An 18,065-nucleotide genomic window follows, 5' to 3' on the forward strand; every position below is an offset into this window, starting at 1 on the left:
GATGAAGAACGCCTCCTCGCTCGAACAGCGCCTGCGGTCCGAACTGACCGGCGACGTGTTTTTCGACGCCTTCAACCGCGGCCGCTATGCGACCGACGCCTCGTTCTACCAGATCATGCCGGCCGGCGTGGTGGTGCCGCGAACCGTCGACGAGGCGCTGCGGGCGCTTGCGATCGCGCGCGACGCCGGGCGGATCGTCACCCCGCGCGGCGGCGGCACCTCGCAATGCGGCCAGACCGTCAATGACGGCATCGTCGTCGACCTGTCCAAGCATCTCAACCGGATCCTCTCGCTCGACGTCGAGGATCGGACCTGCGTGGTCGAGCCCGGCATCGTGCTCGACGATCTCAACCGGCAACTCAGGAAGCACGGGCTGTGGTTTCCGGTCGACGTCTCGACCGCGTCGCGCGCCACGATCGGCGGCATGGCCGGCAACAATTCCTGCGGCGGCCGCTCCCTGCGCTACGGCACCATGCGTGACAACACGTTGTCGATGGATGCCGCGCTCGCCGACGGCACGCTGCTGCATTTCGGCGAGGTGCCGCGCGACCTGACGCGGGTCAATTCGTCCGACAGCGGACTGAAGCTGTTTCGCGACATGCTCGATCTCGGCGAGCGCGAGGCGCTCGAGATCGCGGACAAATTCCCCAAGGTGCAGCGCCGCGTCGGCGGCTATAACCTCGACGCGCTGGTACCGCGCAACGCGCCGAACAATCTGGCGCATCTGTTGGTCGGCTCGGAGGGCACGCTCGCCTTCACGACGCAGGTCGAGCTGAAGCTGTGGCCGGTGATCCGCAACAAGGCGCTCGGCGTCTGCCATTTCGGCAGCTTCTACGAGGCGATGGATGCGGCCCAGCATCTGGTCAAGCTGCGGCCCATTGCCGTGGAGCTGGTCGACCGCACCATGATCGCGCTGGGTCGCGAGATCGCGATGTTCCAGCCGATCATCTCGGCGGCCGTGCGCGGCGATCCGGACGCCATCCTGGTGGTCGAGTTCGCCGAAGAGGACCAGGCCGACAATCTCGCCCGTCTCAAGCAGCTCGGCGAGCTGATGGCCGACCTCGGCTTCGGCTGGGACAAGCCGCAGCGCAAATGGGGCGGCGTGGTCGAGATCGTCGAGCCCGCGCTGCAAAACGGCATCGCCGATTTCCGCGCCGCCGGCCTCAACGTCATGATGTCGATGAAGCAGGAAGGCAAGCCAGTCTCGTTCGTCGAGGATTGCGCGGTGCCGCTGCCGCATCTCGCCGATTACACCGAGCGGCTCAATGCGGTGTTCGCCAGGCACGGCACCCGCGGCACGATGTATGCGCATGCCTCCGAAGGCTGCCTGCATGTGCGCCCCGTGCTCAATCTCAAGCTCGAGAAGGACGTCAGGGCGATGCGCGCCATTGCCGAGGAAGCCTTCGCGATGGTGCGCGAATACAAGGGCTCGCATTCCGGCGAGCACGGCGACGGCCTGGTGCGCTCGGAATTCCACGAAGCGATGTTCGGGCAGCGCATCGTGGCCGATTTCCGCGAGGTCAAGCAGCGCTTCGATCCGACCAACACGCTCAACCCGGGCAAGATCGTCGATCCGCCCAAGATGGACGACCGTTCGCTGTTCCGCTTCGCGCCGGATTATCGCGTCGGCGACTTGAAGACGGTGCTCGACTGGTCGGCCTATCCCGGCGCCGGCGGCGGCTTCCAGGGCGCCGTCGAGATGTGCAACAACAATGGCGCCTGCCGGAAGCTCGAAGGCGGCGTGATGTGCCCGTCGTATCGTGCTACGCGCAATGAAAAGGACGTCACGCGCGGCCGCGCCAATACGCTGCGGCTCGCGATCTCGGGCCAGTTGGGTGCGGACGCGCTCGCCTCCGACGAGATGATGGAGACGCTGAAGCTCTGCGTCTCCTGCAAGGCGTGCCGCCATGAATGCCCGACCGGTGTCGACATGGCCAAGATGAAGATCGAGGTGCTGGCCGCGCGCGCCGCGACGCACGGTCTGTCGCTGCGCGACCGGCTGGTCGGCTACCTGCCGCGCTATCTCGATCTCGCCTCGCGCTTTGCCCCGATCGCGAACTGGCGCAACCGCAGCCCGCTGCTGCGCGCGCTGTTCGAGAAGCTCGCCGGGATCAGCGCCAAGCGCGCGCTGCCGGAATTTCGCAGCGACACGTTCCGGCCCGACGCCGAGGTGCTGGGCCCGGTGGATGGCCGCGAAGTGGTGCTGTTCGCCGATACGTTCAACCGCGGCTACGAGCGCGAGAATCTCGACGCCGCGCTCGAGGTGCTGGTCGCCGGCGGCTATCGCGTGCATCTGCCGAGGCCATCGGAGGGCGGGCGGCCGCCGTGCTGCGGGCGGACGTTCCTGTCCGCCGGACTGGTGGAGCAGGCCCGCGCCGAGCTCGACCGGCTGGTTGCGACCTACGTCCCGTTCGCGGCCCGCGGCGTGCCGATCATCGGTCTCGAGCCGAGCTGCCTGCTGACCCTGCGCGACGAGCTGCTGTCGCTGCGTTCGGATGAGGCCGCCAGGACCGTCAGCGCGCACGCGCTGCTGTTCGAGGAATTCCTGGTGCGCGAGGCCGAGGCCGGGCGCCTCACTTTGCCGCTCGGCGCGGTCGCCGGAAAAGCGGTCGTGCACGGCCATTGCCACCAAAAATCCTTCGGCGCGTTCAAGCCGGTGGAGAAGGTGCTGCGCCTGGTGCCGGGCCTCGACGTCAAGACCATCGAGTCGAGCTGCTGCGGCATGGCCGGCGCGTTCGGCTATGGCGCGGACACCTATCAGGCCTCGATCGAGATGGCCGAGCTGTCGCTGCTGCCCGCGGTCCGCAGCGCCGATCAGGACACGCTGATCGTGGCCGACGGGACCTCATGCCGGCACCAGATCAAGGACGGCAGCGGGCGGACGCCGCTGCATGTCGCCAGCGTATTGGCGATGAGCCTGAAACGTGCGAAATCGAATTCCGACAGATTGTTACCGACAAAGGAAGAGGCCCATGGCTGAGCTCACTCTCGAAATTGCCCGCAAGATTCTGGATGCCGCGCTGGCCAAGGGGGTCGAGAAGAAGTTCAAGCCGCTGGTCGTCACCATCCTCGACGCGCGCGGCGCGGTGAAGGTGACGGCCGCGCAGGACGGCACCAGCCTGATGCGGGCCGAGATCGCCCACGGCAAGGCCTATGGCGCGCTGGCGCTCGGGATGGGATCGCGGGCGCTGTTTCAGCGCGCGCAGGAGCAGGCCTATTTCGTCGACGCCGTGAACACGCTGGCGCAGGGCCGGATGGTGCCGGTCCCCGGCGGCGTCCTGATCATGGACGGCACGACCCTGCTCGGCGCCGTCGGCGTCAGCGGCGACACCTCGGACAATGACGAGATCTGCGCCGTGGCCGGCATCGAAGCCGCCGGCCTGAAGCCCAACGCGGGCTAACGCGCAATGTGCATCGCGCTCCCTCACCCCATTCTCCCGGGGAGAGGGCTGGGGCGAGGCGCGCTTGCGATTTCGGAATAATAGAACAGTGCCGCTGATTTGCCCGACGTGTCAAGTGGCCGTGTCGAACGCCGGCAGCCCCCCGTTACTTTGCATGGGGTTGTTTTCGATATTTTGGCAATGAGCCCTCCCCGCACGTGGGCGAGATGAAGCAGAGTCCGCCGTTCAGCGCCCGGTCCAGGTCGGCTTGCGCTTCTCGCCGAAGGCCTTGAGACCTTCCTTGGCATCCTCGGTCATCGCGAGCAGCGCGATCTGGCTTTCGGTGTAGGCGATGCTTTCATCGAACGACATCGAGGCGATCGCCCGCATCGCGTATTTGCCGCGGCGGATCGCCGTCGGCGACTTGTCGACGATGCGGCCGATCAGCCAATCGACCTTGGCGTCGAGTTCGGCCGCCGGCACCACATAGTTGAGCAGACCCGCAGCCTGCGCGGCCCTGGCATCGAACGGCTCGCCGGTCAGCGCCCATTCGTTGACGAGGCGCGGCGGGGCGATCGATTGCAGCAGGCTCAGCACCTGCATCGGGAACACGCCGACCTTCACCTCGGGCAGGCCGAAGATCACGCCATCGGCAGCCACCGCCATGTCGGTCATGCACAACAGTCCCATGCCGCCGGCCATGCAGACGCCTCCGACCCGCGCGATCGCGGGCTTGGTCGCGCTCTGCGACAGCCGCAGCAAGTCGGCATAGTCGACATTGGGGCGCGAGAAATCCATCGAGAATGCCGCGCCGCTGTTCTGCAGATCAGCGCCGGCGCAGAACGCCTTGTCGCCAGCGCCGGTCAGCACGATGACGCGGACGTCCTTGTCATCATGCGCTTCGCGATAGCCCTTCGCGATGCCCGCGATCACACCGGCATTGAGCGCGTTGCGCTTGTCCGGGCGGTTGATGGTGATCCAGAACGCCTGCCCGCGCTTTTCGAGAAGAACGCTGTTGTCGGTCATGTTTCCTGCCTGTTTTCTTAGCCGTGCGCCGTTGCCAGCGGACATTTGCGGCAGGATCGGCGCCGACTGCAAGCAGGATTTATGCGGCGGCCGATGCCTTCCGGATCCAGACCTTGTTGTCGTGGAATGCGGCGCCGCCGAGCGGTGCGACGGCCTCCGCCCCGGTCAGCATGTTGATGCCGCGCCCGCCGATATGGGACTTGTTCGGATGGATCGACTCGGCGATCAGCACGCCGCGGCGAACGCCATCGAACAGTCTCGCGGTCAGCGTGGTCTCGCCGCGCATGTTGCCGAGCGTCACCGCATCGCCATCGGCGATCGACAGGTCGGCCGCATCGTCGGGATGGATCATCACGGTCGGCACGCCCTCGCGGGCCTGCGACGACGGCGTCTCGTTGAAGCTGGTGTTGAGGAAGCTGCGGGACGGCGAGGTCGCGAGCCGGAACGGATGCTGCGCGTCCGCCTCCTCGATGATGGTCCAGTGGTCGGGCAGCGAGGGCATCTTGTCCCACGCGCCCATCAGCCCGCCCGCCCCGACCGGCACCTTGCCCCAATCGACCTTGAAGTGAAACTTCTTGTCGGGATGGGCAAAGCCGTCGAGATAATGCGAGGTGCGGAAATCCGGCTGCAGATCGCGCCAAATGTCGGCCTCCAGCGCCTCGATCGTGCCGTGACCGCTCTTCTTCAAGGTCGCATCAATCAGCTGCCGCGGCGTCATGTCGAAGCCGGGATGCACGGCATTGAGCCTGCGGCCGAGCCCCTGCATCACCTCGTGATTAGAACGGCACTCGCCGGGCGGATCGATCAGCTTCGGGCCGACCGAGATGTGCTGATGGCCGCCGCCGTAATAGAGGTCGTCGTGCTCCATGAACATCGTCGCCGGCAGCACGATATCGGCCATCTGGGCCGTCTCGGTCATGAACTGCTCGTGCACCGCGACGAACAGATCCTCGCGGGCAAAGCCCTGGCGCACCAGAGCCTGCTCGGGCGCCACCGTCATCGGGTTGGTGTTCTGGATCAGCATCGCCTTGACCGGCCCGCCGCCGCGCAGCGCCTCGGCATCGCCGGTCAGGATACGGCCGATCTTGGATTGATCGAGCACGCGTGTCGAGGGATCGATCGCGTCGTGGCCTTCGATGATCGACTCGTCGAAACGCCAGATTGCGGCATTGTTGAAGAACGCGCCGCCGCCCTCATATTGCCAGGCGCCGGTCACGGCGGGAATGCACGACGCAGCGTGCATCTGGGCGGCGCCGTTGCGGCTGCGGGTGAACCCGTAGCCAAGACGGAAGAACGAGCGCTTGGTCGTTCCGACCAGCCGCGCGAATGCCTCGATCTCCTCGACCGGCACGCCCGAGATCGCTGAAGCCCATTCCGGCGTGCGGGTCTTCAGATGCGCCTCCAGCTCGTCCGGGCAGTCGGTATAGCGCGCAAGATAATCGCGATCGGCAAATCCCTCGCCGAACAGCACATGCATCACAGCGCAGGCGAAGGCGCCGTCGGTGCCCGGCCGCAGCAGGATCTTGATGTCGGCCTGCTTCATGGTCTCGTTGTTGTAGACGTCGACCGCCGCAATCTTCGCGCCGCGCTCCTTGCGCGCGCGGGATGCATGCGTCATCACATTGACCTGGGTATTCACCGGATTGGTGCCCCAGATCACGACGAGGTCGGAGACGCCCATCTCGCGGGGATCGACGCCGGCGATCTTGCCGGTCCCGGCGGCAAAGCCGATGCGCGCGATGGTCGCGCAGATCGTGCCGTAGAAGCGTGAATACTTCTTCACATGCGACAGCCGGTTGAGGCCGTCGCGCATCACCAGCCCCATGGTGCCAGCGTAATAGTAAGGCCAGACCGACTCGGCGCCGAACTCCCGCTCCGCGGCATCGAATCGCGCCGCGATCTCGTCCAGCGCCTCGCCCCAGGAGATCCGCGCGAACTGGCCGGAGCCCTTCGGGCCGGTCCGGCGCAGCGGATACATCAGCCGCTCGGGATGATGAATCCGCTCGGCATAGCGCGCCACCTTGGCGCAGACCACGCCGGCCGTATAGGTCTGCTGTTTGGAGCCTCTGACTCGACCGATCGAGCGGCCCTCGATCACCTCGACGTCGAGCGCACAGGCCGAGGGGCAGTCGTGCGGGCAGGTGGAATGGCGGATATCGACCTTGGCATGCTGGTTCATGGCCAAATTGGTAACATCAAATGCCCCCTCCGCCGAGGGGCATTATTGACCCAGTCCGCGCGAAATCCGGGCACGTGCCATGCGGCTAGCGCCCGGATGGGCAGCTATTGGCCGAGCTGCCCCATCAGACGCGGAAGATGCGGGTGTAATGCGATTTGATCGATTCCCCTTCCCGCTCCACCGCCACCGGATCGTCCTTCATCGTCTTGATGTCCTTTAGCGGCCTGCGTCCAGCCTTCTCCTTGGCCTGCGCGTGGACGGATCTGAGGCCGCCGATCTCGACATTGAGCTGCTGGCCCTCGCGCCCGAGCGCGAAGGACTGGAACAGCCTGGCGGCATTCGGATGCGGACAGTCCTTGAAGATCCCGTTGGGGCCGACGATGATCGGCGAGCCCTCGGTGGCGTAGACCGGCTCGACCGGGCGGCCGGCCTCCTTCATCTGGAAGATGTTGTATTCGTTGCCGTCGGCCATGACAGCACGCTCGCCGAGATCGAGCTTCTTGGGTGGATCCGTCGAGGACTGCACCTGCATGATGTTCTGCTTGGCGAGCTTCTCGAAGAAGCTCCAGCCGAGATCGCGCTGCATCTGATAGGTCGCGGTCATGATGGTGCCGCTGTAGCCGGGATGCGCCTTGACGATCTTGCCTTTCCACTTCGGATCGAGCAGATCGGCAAAGCTCCTGGGCGCCTCCTCGGCCTTCACGAGATTGGTGTTGTAAGCAATGATCGAAAGCCAGACCCGGAAGCTTGCGAATTGCCCGTCCGCGTCGCGATGCTCCTCGGGATAGTATTTCGCGACCTCCTCCGGAACATAGGGCGCGAGAATGCCGTCGCGCTTCCACACGATGAAATGTGCGGCGTCGGAGGAATTGACGACATCGACGGCATGAATGTTGCTGGAATATTCCTGGCCGATCCGCTGGAACACACGCTCCGCGCCGGTGCGTTCGACGCGCACGGTGATATCGGGATATTTCGCTTCAAATGCCCTTGCCAGCTTCTCGGCAACCGGCAGATCGGTCGACGTGTAATAGACGACCTGCCCCTCTTTCTTCGCCGCCTCGATCAACGTCGGCGTCACCGGCTCCGCAGGTGGCGCGGCGGCCATCACGCGCGTTGAAAGAGCGGCCCCAGCCAGCACCGCGCTCGAGCCCTTCAGCATGTCGCGGCGCGATAGCCCAGGATGTTTCCTCATATGATTCCCCGCACGCGATGGCGAAGTTTGAGTACACCGTCCCCCCGCACTTATTCCGATGCGCGAAAACGGAGTCTGTCGTCGACAGAAGCTTCAAGTTGCAGCTAGACTTCTGATCAAGAAACAAGACTAAAGTTGGGGGATTCAGTCAATGGCGAGCCTGCGATACGCCTTGGTGTTTGTCGCGGCGTTGCTGACCGTGTCCATGGCAGGCTCATACGCTGACGCCGAAGACTATCCTGCACGGCCGGTCAGGATCATCGTTCCCTTTGGTCCCGGCGGTCCGGCCGACGTCGTCGCGCGACAAATCGGCGGCATCTTGCAGGAAAGCCTCGGCCAGCCCTTCGTGGTGGAAAACCGCACCGGCGCCGGCGGCGTGATCGGCACGCTCGAGGTCGCAAAGGCACCGGCCGACGGCTACACCCTTCTGATGATGTCGAACACCCAGACCGCGAACGAATCGCTGGTACCGCAGCGCAAATATGAGTTGATGCGCGACCTGACACCGATCGCGGCGTTGAACACCTCGGATCTCGTGATCGTGGTCCACCCCGCCGTGCAGGCAAAGACCTTGCAGGAGTTCATCGCCCTCGCAAAGACCCAGCCCGGAAAGCTGAACTATGCGTCGTCAGGTCAAGGCACGCCGTATCACATGGCGGGCGAGCTGTTCAAAGCCATGGCCGGGATCGACGTCGTGCACGTGCCCTACCGCAACAGCGGCGAAGCCCGCGGCGGCGTCATCGGCGGCCAGGTCCAGATGATGATCGATGCCGTGCCGGCGATGGCGCCGAATGTCGCCGAAAACCAGGTGCGAGCGCTCGCGACGACCGGCAAGACTCGTTCGACGGTGCTGCCCGACGTTCCGACGGTGATCGAGGCGGGCGTGTCCGGCTATGAGGCAACGATCTGGCTCGGCCTGATGGCCCCGGCGGGCACGCCGAAGCCGATCATCGACAAGCTCAACGCGGCGGTGGACGCGGCGATCAGGCGGCCGGAGGTCGAGAAGCTCTGGGCCGCGCAGGGCGCGGCGCCGATGACCATGACGCCGGAAGCATTCGACGCATTCCTGCGCGCCGATATCGTGAAGTGGGCAGACGTCGTCAAGAAATTGGACAAGCCCCAATAAGCACGCAACGGCGAGTCCGGGAGCGAAGGAACAGGGCTCATGAAGACATTGAACATCCTGAGTGGCGGGGCGGCGCAGGGCCTGGTGCGCAGCCTTACGCCTGCGTTTGAAGCCGATACCGGCCTGGCCATCTCCGGTGATTTTGGCGCGGTGGGCGCCATGGCCGACAAGTTACGCACTGGCGTTGCAACCGACATTGTCATCCTGACTGCGGCGCTGATCGCGAAGTTGGCCGACGAAGGGCTGGTCTTGCGCAGCTCGATAACGGACATCGGCCGCGTGGAAACCGCCCTTGCCGTTCGGGCCGGCGATCCGTCGGTCAGCGCCGACGACGCGGCCAGCCTGCGTGCGGCGTTGCTCGCGGCGGACGCGATCTTCGTGCCCGATACGAAGGCGTCGACGGCCGGAATTCATGTCGCCAAGGTGCTCACGCAGCTCGACATCGCTGATGTCGTCGCGGATCGCCTGAAGATCTTTCCGAACGGTGCGACCGCGATGCGACATCTGGCCGAATCCGGAGACCGGCGGCCGATCGGTTGTACGCAATCGACCGAGATCATCAGCACCAAGGGCGTCGTGCTGTCGGGCAGCTTGCCGCCAGGATGCGGGCTCGCCACCACGTACACCGCCGCGGTTGCGACGCAGGCTTCGTCTGGGTTGCAGGCGCAACGCCTGATCGCGCTACTGACATCGTCGGAAACGTCTGAGCTCCGCAACCAGGCTGGCTTTTCTTCCGACGCAACCTAGCGCGCCAGCTGCGTAAGCCCCGTCGGCGGCCCATCGACCGCGGTCCAGCCGCCATCGACGAACAGCGTGCTGCCGCTGACATAACTCGCCGCGTCCGATGCAAGGTAGGCGACGGCGGTCGCGACCTCGTCGGCGCGGCTCCAGCGATTGAACACGGTATGGCCGGCATAGAGGTTGTAGATATCGGGCCGCTGCTTGAACGGACCGGTTAATGCGGTCTCCGCAATGCTCGGCGCGATCGCATTGACGCGGACGCCGGATCGCCCGACCTCGGACGCGAAGCCCTTGACCAGAAGGCCGATCGCCGCCTTGGTCGATCCATAGACTGCAAGCCCCGGCTCGATGGTCACGGCACGCACCGAGGAACATGCAATCAGGCTGCCGCCCTGTTGCTTGACCATGATGCGGCCGAACGCCTGGAAGAACCACACCGTGCCCTTGACGTTGAGGTTGATGACGCGGTCGAGATCCTCCTCGGTGTAATCGAGGATGGTCTTGCGGATATTCAGCCCCGGCGTCGTCACCGCGATGTCGATCCGCTGGAATTCCGCGAGCGCCCTCGCCGCCAGCACCTCGACGTCGGCACGATCGGCCGCATCGCAACTGGCTGATGTTGCCGATCCGCCCTGCTGCCGGATTGCAGCAGCCGTTGCCTCCGCGCCCTCCTGTGCTCGATCGGCGCAGAGCACGCGCGCGCCGAGTGACGCCAGCGCTTCGGCCGAGGATTTACCGATTCCCGAGGCCGCTCCCAGCACGACGGCGGTTTTCCCGCTGAGATCGAATAACTTGCGATAGTCGGTCACGTGAATCCTCCCTTCGGCGACGCATGCCGGAATGCAACACTTTCCCGATTTGCTTCAGGTTCGACACCGAGGGCAAGCGCCATCTTGCACAAGCGCGGCAAACGCGTCTGCATTGTGGGCAGAAGCGCGCCCGCGCACTGAATATCCGCTGGAAAAGTGCATTGTACCGGGCATCTGTCTCGACCTGCGCCACATCGCGCCGCGTGCCGAAGATCGCCGAACAGCTGCGCAACGACGGCCTCGAGGTGCTTGCGAACGGGCCCGATGGCATGCGCAGGCGTATTGCAGACGAAGTGCCGAAATGGCGCGACATCATCGCAAAGGCGGGGATCAAGCCGGTCTGAGCAGATCAACGTTGCGCGACACGCACAGCGTGTGATCTTGCGAGCATTAGCCAGCATCCCTAGGCTCCCCGTCCATAACAAAACAACCGGGGAGGCGATCGTCATGACCACAAGGCGGGATTTCCTGAAAGCGGGAGCAATGGCGGCGGCAGGCATCGTGTTCTGCGGCTGCGGGCTCGTCCACAACGCAAATGCGCAGCAATCGCGCCAGCAACTGCCGGTCACGGTCAACGGCAAACGTGTCAAGACCATCGACATCCATTCGCATTGCCATTTCCGCGAGGCGGGCGCGCTGCTCGGCGCAGACGCCGGAAAATATCAACTGCCGCCGGTCAACGGGGCCGCGGAAGCCTTCATCGAGATCGACAAGCGGCTGGCCGCGATGGACGCGCAGGCCGTCGACATGGAAGTGCTTTCGATCAATCCGTTCTGGTACGACCGCGACCGGGACCTTGCCGCGCAGATCGTGAAAATCCAGAATGAGAAGCTCGCCGAACTCTGTGCCTCGAAGCCCGACCGGTTCGCGGCTTTCGCCTCGCTGACGCTGCAGGCACCGGACCTTGCGGTGCAGGAGTTGGAGACGGCGGTGAAGAAGCAGGGGCTGAAGGGCGCGGCGATCGGCGGTGTCGTCGATGGCGTCGAATTCTCAAATCCGAAGTTTCATCCGGTATGGGCCAAGGCCGAGGAACTCGGCGTCCCTTTGTTCATCCATCCGCAGGGCGTGCCCGAGCTCAACAAGCGGCTCTCCGGCAATGGGTGGCTTGGCAACACGATCGGCAATCCGCTCGAGACCACGATCGCGCTTTCTCACTTGATTTTCGAGGGCACGCTCGATCGCTTCCCGGGACTGAAAATCATCGCCGCGCATGGCGGCGGTTATCTCGGCTCTTACGCCGACCGCTCGGACCATGCCTGTCTGGTTGGACCCAAGGGATGCAATCCGGAGATCAAGCTCCAGAAGGCGCCGGCTGAATATCTCAAACAGATTTATTTCGACTCCCTGATCTTCACGCCTGAGGCGATCAGGCACCTCGCCGCCCAGGTCGGCGTCGGTCAGATCGTGCTGGGAAGCGACTATCCCTATCCATGGCAACTGGCACCGGTCGACCACATCTTCGCCTCGTCGTCGCTGAGCGACGATGACAAGGCCAATATTCTCGGGCGGACCGCAGCAAAGCTGCTCGGCGTAGCCGCGTGAGGACGGCTTGCTGCTGGACAGGCAGCTATCGTCGCGCCGTGCCGCGCGACGATAGCATCAACGATCAGTAGGCCTTCACCGTGCGGATCTCGTTGCCCGGCCGAACCGTTGGTGCCATCTGCGCGATATTAGGTATCGGATCGGTGTAGACGGCGTCGGTTCCGACGAACTCGGCTTGCGCCGCATCCGATATCCATCTGACCGCCGCGGGATGACTGACCAGCATCCCGATCAACGCAACGATGACGAGCAGCGGCAGCGCGACAAGCTTGATGCTGAAGCTCTGGTAGTTGTGCTGTGCATCCTGCCGTCGCTTATCGAAAGAGCTCTGCATGGATTCTTCCATATTGTGCTCCCCCTGACGCGTCACTTACCGCAGCGCACGCAAGGCCGATGTGAATGGCTTCACAGGCCCGTTCAGCTCACCGTTTCGGGAAATGCGCGACAGACCGGGCAGCCGACGCGACTACTCGCCGTCGTTCGCGCCAGCGTCGACCAGCTCCTGGAGCGTCTCGGGCTTCAGCACGACGATCGCGCCATGCTCAAGCCTGACCCAACCGCGTATCGCCCATGCGCGGAGCTGCTTGTTGATGCTCTCGCGCGTCATCCCGACCATCTCGCTGATCTCCTGCTGGGTGATCGAGATGGTGCGCCCTTGCGGCTTGTGCTTGTCGCTCAGGCGCAGCAGCGCGCTGGCCAGGCGGCCGGGCAAGTTCTGCAGGATGACCTGCTCGACCTGGTCGCTGGTCCGGCGCAACCTTTCGCAAAGCAGTTCGATGAACTTCATCGCAAGCGTCGGCTGGCTGCGCACGAACGGAATGAACTCGCGCCGGTCAATGACGAACAGCTCGCAATTGGTGTTGGCGGTGGCATCGGCCGTCCGCGACAAGCCGTCGAGCAGCGCGATCTCCCCGAATATCTCACCGGCCTCGATCAGGTTCAAAATCGCATTGCGACCATCCGGCGACGAGATGCTGATCTTGACCGTGCCCGAGATCACCGCAATCAGGCTGGTGCCTGGATCGCCTTTGGAAAAGATCGTCGTCCCCCGCTTCAGCGTGGTGTGCTTGGCGTAGCGGCAGAGCTGATCGAATGCCTCGGGCTCGAGATCGGCGAAATAGGGATGCTTGCGCAACACCGACAGCCTGTCGTTCGAAAACAACGGCGCGCCGGAAGTTCGTTCTATGGGCGACGCACCGGTCATCGTGATCCAGACTGATTGTGTTGCGTTCAATCGGCCCGCCAGCACAGCGGACGCCGACAAAGCCATCGATCAATGAAAGCAGACGGAAGTATAGCCCCCCCGGGGGTCTACAGCAACAAAGGTCCGAGCCGGCGCATTGGGATGGAGGACATCCAAGGTACAATTTGGAATAAATCTGCGCCGATGCAACGCTCAATTGCAAGCTGCGGGCTGCCCTTGATTTGACACGCCCGGCCCATCCACGACAATCTCGCTTGTCAAAATCCCGTCTGTGCGAAGGGTCAACGCGCCAACTCACAGCAGCTTGCCGTCTGGCCCAAAGAACGGATGCGGCCCGTCAAACTGACCGATCGCGACCTGGTGCGTGACCAACTGTCCAAAATCCGGCCCGGGAAACCACGTGTGCAAGTGAAATGCCGGCGGTTCCACCTTGAACGATGGTTCGCGGAGCTGTCCAAGGTCCAGGTCGACCGCATGGTTCGGCGCGGGGCACAATGTGACGGGAATCCCGGCAAAGGAGGTCAGCATGGCACGATGGACGTGCCCGCACCCAATCAAACGCACCCGCGGGTGACGCCTGACGATTGCTGCCAGTTCTGCGGCATTGAAAAGGTCCTGGCGGTCCATGTGCCAGATGCCGCCCTTGAACGGCGGGTGATGCAGGAAAAGCAGCGCGGGCCGGTCGGCTGCCGCCGCCAGCGTCGCGTCCAGCCATTGCAGCGTCGACGGTTCGAGCATGCCATGAGGCTTCCCGGCAACGCTTGAATCAAGCAGCAGCAGATCGAGCCCATTCACCTCGATCCGCTGGTCGAGCGGGCCTGTTCCGTGATCATAGGGTGCGGCAGGAAACGCGGCGCGCATCCACGCACGCGAGTCGTGATTGCCGGGAATTCCGGCAAACGGAACGCGCAGCGGCTCGAGCAGGCGCTTGAGATGGTCGTATTCCTCGACCGACGGCGTATCGACAAGGTCGCCTGAGATGACGACGAAATCGGGCGCCGGCTCGAATGCACTGAGCGTGGCCACGCAGCGCTCAAGCGCCTTCGCGGTATCGACCCGGCCATAGGCCAATGCTCCCGGCGGCTTGATATGGAGGTCGGAAATCTGGGCGATGAGGACCGGTTTCGACGGCATCGATCAATCTCGTGGTTCGGAGGGGAGCAGACGGACGGCGTCGGGCGCAATCGAAAGCCCGACACGATCGCCGATCCTGGCTTGAATCGTGTTGGAAGCATCGACATTGAGCGGCTTGCTCGATGCACCGCTCACGACGAGCCGCTGTCGGTCGCCGATGAAGCTGACGGAATCGACGATTCCCGAGAGCAAACCCGTCCCCGCCTCCGTCACGCGAATGGTTTCTGGGCGGATCATGACGGTCTCGTTCGCGGTCGTCGCTGCACCCTCGATCGGCAGTCGCCCGCCGGGCAGGATCAATACGCCGTTCTCGACCGGAGCCTCCACAATGTTCGCCGCTCCGATGAACTCCGCCACAAACCGGTCCTTCGGCGCGAAGTAGACCTCGCGGGGCGTGCCGATCTGGGCGATTGCGCCTTTCCGCATCACGACGATCCGGTCGCCCAATTCCATGGCTTCGGCCTGATCGTGGGTGACATAGATCGTCGTGATGCCAAGCGCACGCAACAGCCGGTTGAGCTCGCTCCGCAGCCGGTCCCGCAACGCGGCGTCGAGCGCTGTCAAGGGCTCGTCGAGCAGCAAGATGCCGGGCCGGATCGCGACGGCGCGCGCCAGCGCGACGCGCTGGCGCTGGCCGCCCGAAAGCTGGTCGATGCGGCGATTCTCCAATCCCGTGATGTTCGTCAGCGCAACCAGTTCGGCGACGCGTGCGGTGCGCTCGCCCCTCGCAACACCGCGGATCTTCAGCCCGTAGGCGATATTGTCCGCGACCGTCATGTTGGGGAACAGGGCGTAGGACTGGAACACCATCCCGACATTGCGCCGCTCGATCGGGACCGAGGTCATGTCCTTGCCGTCGAACAGAACCTTGCCGCCGACATCCGGCAGCTCGAGCCCTGCGATGATGCGCAGCATCGTGGTCTTGCCGCAACCAGACGGCCCAAGCAGCACCATCGTCTCGCCGCGCGCAATGTCGAGGGTCGCGGGATCGAGCGCGCGCGTGCCGTCGGCAAAGGTCTTGCCACACGCCTCGATCCGCACCGCTGCGCCATGCCCGGCCGCACTCATCGCTTGTGATCCCTGTCGGCCAGCAGCTGCATCGCGACCAGCAGCGGAATGATCATCACGAAGAAGATCAGCGTATAGGCTGAGGCCACTTCGAGCCGCATCGAAGCGTAGCTGTCGGCGAGCCCGATCGGTAGTGTCTTGGTCAACGGCGTATGCAGCATCCAGGTCAGGTTGAATTCACCGAGCGACAGCGTGACCACCATCAGCGCCCCGGCGAGAATTCCCGGCAGTGCGTTCGGCACGATGACGTCGCGGAATCGCCGCCATGGCGACGCTCCGAGCGAGGCCGCCCCCTCATCCAGCGTCTTGATGTCCACGGTGGCGAACACTGCCATCACCGACCGCACCATGAACGGCATGGTGAAGATCACATGTCCGACCAGGATGAACAGCCAGGAACGGCGAAAGTCGCCGAAGCTGCCATAAGCGAGCAGCAGTGCAAGCGCAATCGCAAGCCCGGGGATCGCCAAAGGCAACGTGATGATCTCCTCGACGATGCGCGCAAGCCGGCCTCCCCGCGCGTGCAGCGCATAGGCTGCGGGAACGCCGGCGAGCAGCGTGACGGCAAGGGTCGCGAATGCGATCACGAAGGAGACCAGGATGGTGCCGGCATAGAGCTCCCAGACCTGTGCGACCCATTGCAGGGTCACGCCGGACTGGATGCCCCGGAAGTAATTGACGGTCACGCCGGCGGAGATCGACAGCCCTGCGGGAACCACCAGGAAGCCGGCGACGAGCAGCGTGAAGATGAACTGACCGGTGAAGATCAAGCGATCGCGCATGCGTTCACCCGGCCGCCGCGACCGCGCTGCCGCTGAACGAGCGGGCGAGCGCGAGGATGAGCCAGGTGATCAGGCCAAGTCCCACCGACAGCGCGGCCGAGGTCGCGAAATTCGCGGCCAGCGTGAACTCGGTGTAGATCAGCATCGGCAGCACGTCGATATTCGTCGCCAGCGTAAACGCAGTCCCGAAGGCCCCCATCGCGGTCGCAAATGCGATCGCGCCGGACGCAACGAAGGCCGGCGCCAGCGCGGGCAGCACGACGTCACGCTGCACCGCCCAGGGGCTCGCGCCGAGCGAACGCGCGGCTTCTTCCAGACCGACATCGAGCTTCTGCACGGCCGCCATGATGGTGAGGATGACGCGCGGGATCGAGAAGTAGAGGTAGCCGAGGAACAACCCGTAGATCGAATAGGCGAAGACGAACTTCTCGCCGAAGATCCGGTTCGACAGATCGCCGATCAGCCCCTGCCGCCCCGCCAGCAGAATGATCATGAAGCCGACCACCACGCCGGGAAACGCCAGCGGAAAGGTCAGCATCGCGATTAGCACGGCCCGCCCGGGAAAGCGGTGCCGCTGCAGAAACATTCCGGCTATCGTCGCCACGATCAGCGTGACTACCGTCGTTGCCGCGGCCAGGAGCACGGTATTGATCAGCGTCGCGCGATAACGAGCTTCGGTCATGATGGCGAGATATCCGGCGAGCCCGTGCGGTCCTTCGGCACCCGCGACCACCAGCCGTGCCATCGGCAGCAGGAAGAATGCCGTGGTCACGACCGCGAGCGGCAGCAGGCAGAGCCAAACGAAGGATTTTTGCGACATCGGAAGAATGGTGCCCCGGCGAAGGGCACCATATTGCCTCAGCGAACCTCGGCGAGATAGCGGTCGACGAAGGCTTTTTGCACGTTTTCCATCTCGCCCCAGTCGACGCTCTTGGCGCGTGCATAATCGCTGTCGGGGAGAAATTTCCCCTTCACGGAAGCCGGCAGCTCGATCGGGCGGGCCGGACGCAGATAGGCATTGGTCCAGATCGCCTGCCCCTTGTCGGACAAGAGATAGTCCATCACCCTCTTGGCCTTCTCCTTGTCGGGCGCGTTCTTCACGAGACCAACGACATAGGGAAACACCACCGACCCCTCGCAGGGAATCACAAACTCGAAGTTACCCTTCTCCGAGTACTTCGCGCGATAGGCATTGAAGTCGTAATCGAACAGGATCGGCATCTCACCGGAGACGACGCGAGCATATGACGTCTGCTTGGGTACGATCGGATCGTTCTTGCGCAGCTCCTTGAAGAAGCTGATCGCCGGGTCGAAGTTGCCTGGCGAGCCGCCGAGCGCCAGATTGACGGCGACCGCGCCGACATAGCCGACCGCCGCCGACGACGGGTCGAGATAGCCGACCATCCCCTTGTAATCGGGCTTCAGGAGATCCTTCCAACAGGCCGGCACCGGCTTGCCGCCGAGCGCATCCTTGTTCACGAACAGGCCGAGCGTGCCGGAGTGGATCGTGGTCCAGTAGCCATCGGGGTCCTTGAGGCCGGCCGGGACCTGATCCCAATGCGCCGGCTTGTAGGGCTCGAGCGCTTCCTGGGCCTTGGCCTTCATGCCGAAGGTCACGCCGAAATAGCCGATATCGCCGACCGGATTGCTCCTCTCGGCCAGGATCTGGGCCAGCGCCTGGCCGGAATTCTTGTTGTCATGCGGAATATCGTAGTTGAGGTCCGCCTTGATCGCCTTCAGCATCGACGCCCAATCCGCCCATTCCGGCGGACAATTGTAGCAGATCACGTCGGCCGCCCTGGCGGATTGCCACGGCGCGATCAGCGTCAGCGCCAGCAACGCAAGGACAAGGCGGACGGTCTTCATGGGAGGCTCCGGT

Annotated in this window: 18 protein-coding genes; 7 read left to right on the forward strand and 11 right to left on the reverse strand. The window is 64.2% G+C overall.

Annotation, left to right across the window (positions count from 1 at the left end):
- Position 1: 1 nt before the first annotated feature.
- Both E2I15_RS18275 and E2I15_RS18280 read left to right on the forward strand, forming a co-directional pair.
- Positions 2–2,980, forward strand: coding sequence for an FAD-binding and (Fe-S)-binding domain-containing protein (locus E2I15_RS18275; RefSeq protein WP_137478578.1), 2,979 nt, complete (start codon positions 2–4; stop codon positions 2,978–2,980).
- Positions 2,973–3,401 carry a GlcG/HbpS family heme-binding protein gene (locus E2I15_RS18280; protein ID WP_028343121.1) on the forward strand — a complete coding sequence of 143 codons (429 nt, stop codon included), beginning with the start codon at positions 2,973–2,975 and terminating at the stop codon, positions 3,399–3,401. The genes E2I15_RS18275 and E2I15_RS18280 overlap by 8 nt, the downstream gene beginning before the upstream one ends.
- A 225-nt stretch (positions 3,402–3,626) precedes the next feature.
- Here the strand turns inward: E2I15_RS18280 and E2I15_RS18285 are convergent, their stop codons facing one another.
- The 3 genes from E2I15_RS18285 to E2I15_RS18295 form a co-directional block, all read right to left on the reverse strand.
- Positions 3,627–4,406, reverse strand: coding sequence for an enoyl-CoA hydratase/isomerase family protein (locus E2I15_RS18285; RefSeq protein WP_137478579.1), 780 nt, complete (start codon positions 4,404–4,406; stop codon positions 3,627–3,629).
- 79 nt (positions 4,407–4,485) lie between these two features.
- Positions 4,486–6,585, reverse strand: coding sequence for a molybdopterin oxidoreductase family protein (locus tag E2I15_RS18290; protein ID WP_137478580.1), 2,100 nt, complete (start codon positions 6,583–6,585; stop codon positions 4,486–4,488).
- 124 nt (positions 6,586–6,709) lie between these two features.
- Positions 6,710–7,780 (reverse strand): ABC transporter substrate-binding protein, encoded by a 1,071-nt coding sequence (locus E2I15_RS18295; RefSeq protein WP_246668024.1) that lies wholly within the window; start codon positions 7,778–7,780, stop codon positions 6,710–6,712.
- A gap of 205 nt (positions 7,781–7,985) precedes the next feature.
- Here E2I15_RS18295 and E2I15_RS18300 point away from each other — a divergent pair, with 205 nt between their 5' ends.
- On the forward strand, positions 7,986–8,906 hold the full coding sequence (locus E2I15_RS18300) for a tripartite tricarboxylate transporter substrate binding protein (protein WP_422109837.1): 921 nt from the start codon (positions 7,986–7,988) through the stop codon (positions 8,904–8,906).
- 39 nt (positions 8,907–8,945) lie between these two features.
- Positions 8,946–9,653, forward strand: coding sequence for a molybdate ABC transporter substrate-binding protein (locus E2I15_RS18305; protein WP_137478582.1), 708 nt, complete (start codon positions 8,946–8,948; stop codon positions 9,651–9,653).
- Here the strand turns inward: E2I15_RS18305 and E2I15_RS18310 are convergent.
- Positions 9,650–10,456 (reverse strand): SDR family NAD(P)-dependent oxidoreductase, encoded by an 807-nt coding sequence (locus tag E2I15_RS18310; protein WP_137478583.1) that lies wholly within the window; start codon positions 10,454–10,456, stop codon positions 9,650–9,652. The genes E2I15_RS18305 and E2I15_RS18310 overlap by 4 nt on opposite strands.
- Before the next feature lie 23 nt (positions 10,457–10,479).
- Between E2I15_RS18310 and E2I15_RS18315 the strand changes: the two genes are divergently transcribed.
- A complete protein-coding gene (locus E2I15_RS18315; RefSeq protein ID WP_155262352.1) occupies positions 10,480–10,800 on the forward strand; it encodes a hypothetical protein in 321 nt (106 codons plus the stop codon).
- A gap of 103 nt (positions 10,801–10,903) precedes the next feature.
- Positions 10,904–11,998, forward strand: a complete 1,095-nt coding sequence (locus tag E2I15_RS18320) for an amidohydrolase family protein (RefSeq protein WP_137478585.1) — start codon at positions 10,904–10,906, stop codon at positions 11,996–11,998.
- A gap of 64 nt (positions 11,999–12,062) precedes the next feature.
- Here E2I15_RS18320 and E2I15_RS18325 read toward each other — a convergent pair whose 3' ends face one another.
- Positions 12,063–12,332 carry a hypothetical protein gene (locus tag E2I15_RS18325; RefSeq protein WP_137478586.1) on the reverse strand — a complete coding sequence of 90 codons (270 nt, stop codon included), beginning with the start codon at positions 12,330–12,332 and terminating at the stop codon, positions 12,063–12,065.
- Between the two features lie 132 nt (positions 12,333–12,464).
- Positions 12,465–13,133 (reverse strand): Crp/Fnr family transcriptional regulator, encoded by a 669-nt coding sequence (locus E2I15_RS18330; RefSeq protein ID WP_233285806.1) that lies wholly within the window; start codon positions 13,131–13,133, stop codon positions 12,465–12,467.
- On the opposite strand from E2I15_RS18330, the gene E2I15_RS39245 reads away from it, so the two are divergent.
- Positions 13,126–13,278: a hypothetical protein gene (locus E2I15_RS39245; protein WP_246668025.1), complete on the forward strand. Its 153-nt coding sequence runs from the start codon at positions 13,126–13,128 to the stop codon at positions 13,276–13,278. The two genes, E2I15_RS18330 and E2I15_RS39245, sit on opposite strands and share 8 nt — an antisense overlap.
- A 218-nt stretch (positions 13,279–13,496) precedes the next feature.
- Here E2I15_RS39245 and E2I15_RS18335 read toward each other — a convergent pair whose 3' ends face one another.
- Genes E2I15_RS18335 through E2I15_RS18355 form a run of 5 tightly spaced genes read right to left on the reverse strand, consistent with a single transcriptional unit; the run spans position 13,497 to position 18,052 of the window.
- A complete protein-coding gene (locus E2I15_RS18335; protein WP_137478587.1) occupies positions 13,497–14,336 on the reverse strand; it encodes a phosphodiesterase in 840 nt (279 codons plus the stop codon).
- 3 nt (positions 14,337–14,339) lie between these two features.
- Positions 14,340–15,404 (reverse strand): ABC transporter ATP-binding protein, encoded by a 1,065-nt coding sequence (locus tag E2I15_RS18340; RefSeq protein ID WP_137478588.1) that lies wholly within the window; start codon positions 15,402–15,404, stop codon positions 14,340–14,342.
- Positions 15,401–16,186 carry an ABC transporter permease gene (locus tag E2I15_RS18345; RefSeq protein WP_137478589.1) on the reverse strand — a complete coding sequence of 262 codons (786 nt, stop codon included), beginning with the start codon at positions 16,184–16,186 and terminating at the stop codon, positions 15,401–15,403. Before E2I15_RS18345 ends, E2I15_RS18340 begins: the two co-directional genes overlap by 4 nt.
- Before the next feature lie 4 nt (positions 16,187–16,190).
- Complete coding sequence (locus E2I15_RS18350) at positions 16,191–17,006, reverse strand: ABC transporter permease (RefSeq protein WP_137478590.1); 816 nt, start codon at positions 17,004–17,006, stop codon at positions 16,191–16,193.
- A 38-nt stretch (positions 17,007–17,044) separates the two neighbouring features.
- Entirely contained in the window at positions 17,045–18,052 is a 1,008-nt protein-coding gene (locus E2I15_RS18355; protein WP_137478591.1) for an ABC transporter substrate-binding protein, read from the reverse strand.
- Positions 18,053–18,065: the final 13 nt, after the last annotated feature.

Origin of the sequence: Bradyrhizobium sp. BR2003 (genome assembly GCF_009720285.1) — a bacterium.
Lineage (GTDB): Bacteria > Pseudomonadota > Alphaproteobacteria > Rhizobiales > Xanthobacteraceae > Bradyrhizobium > Bradyrhizobium elkanii.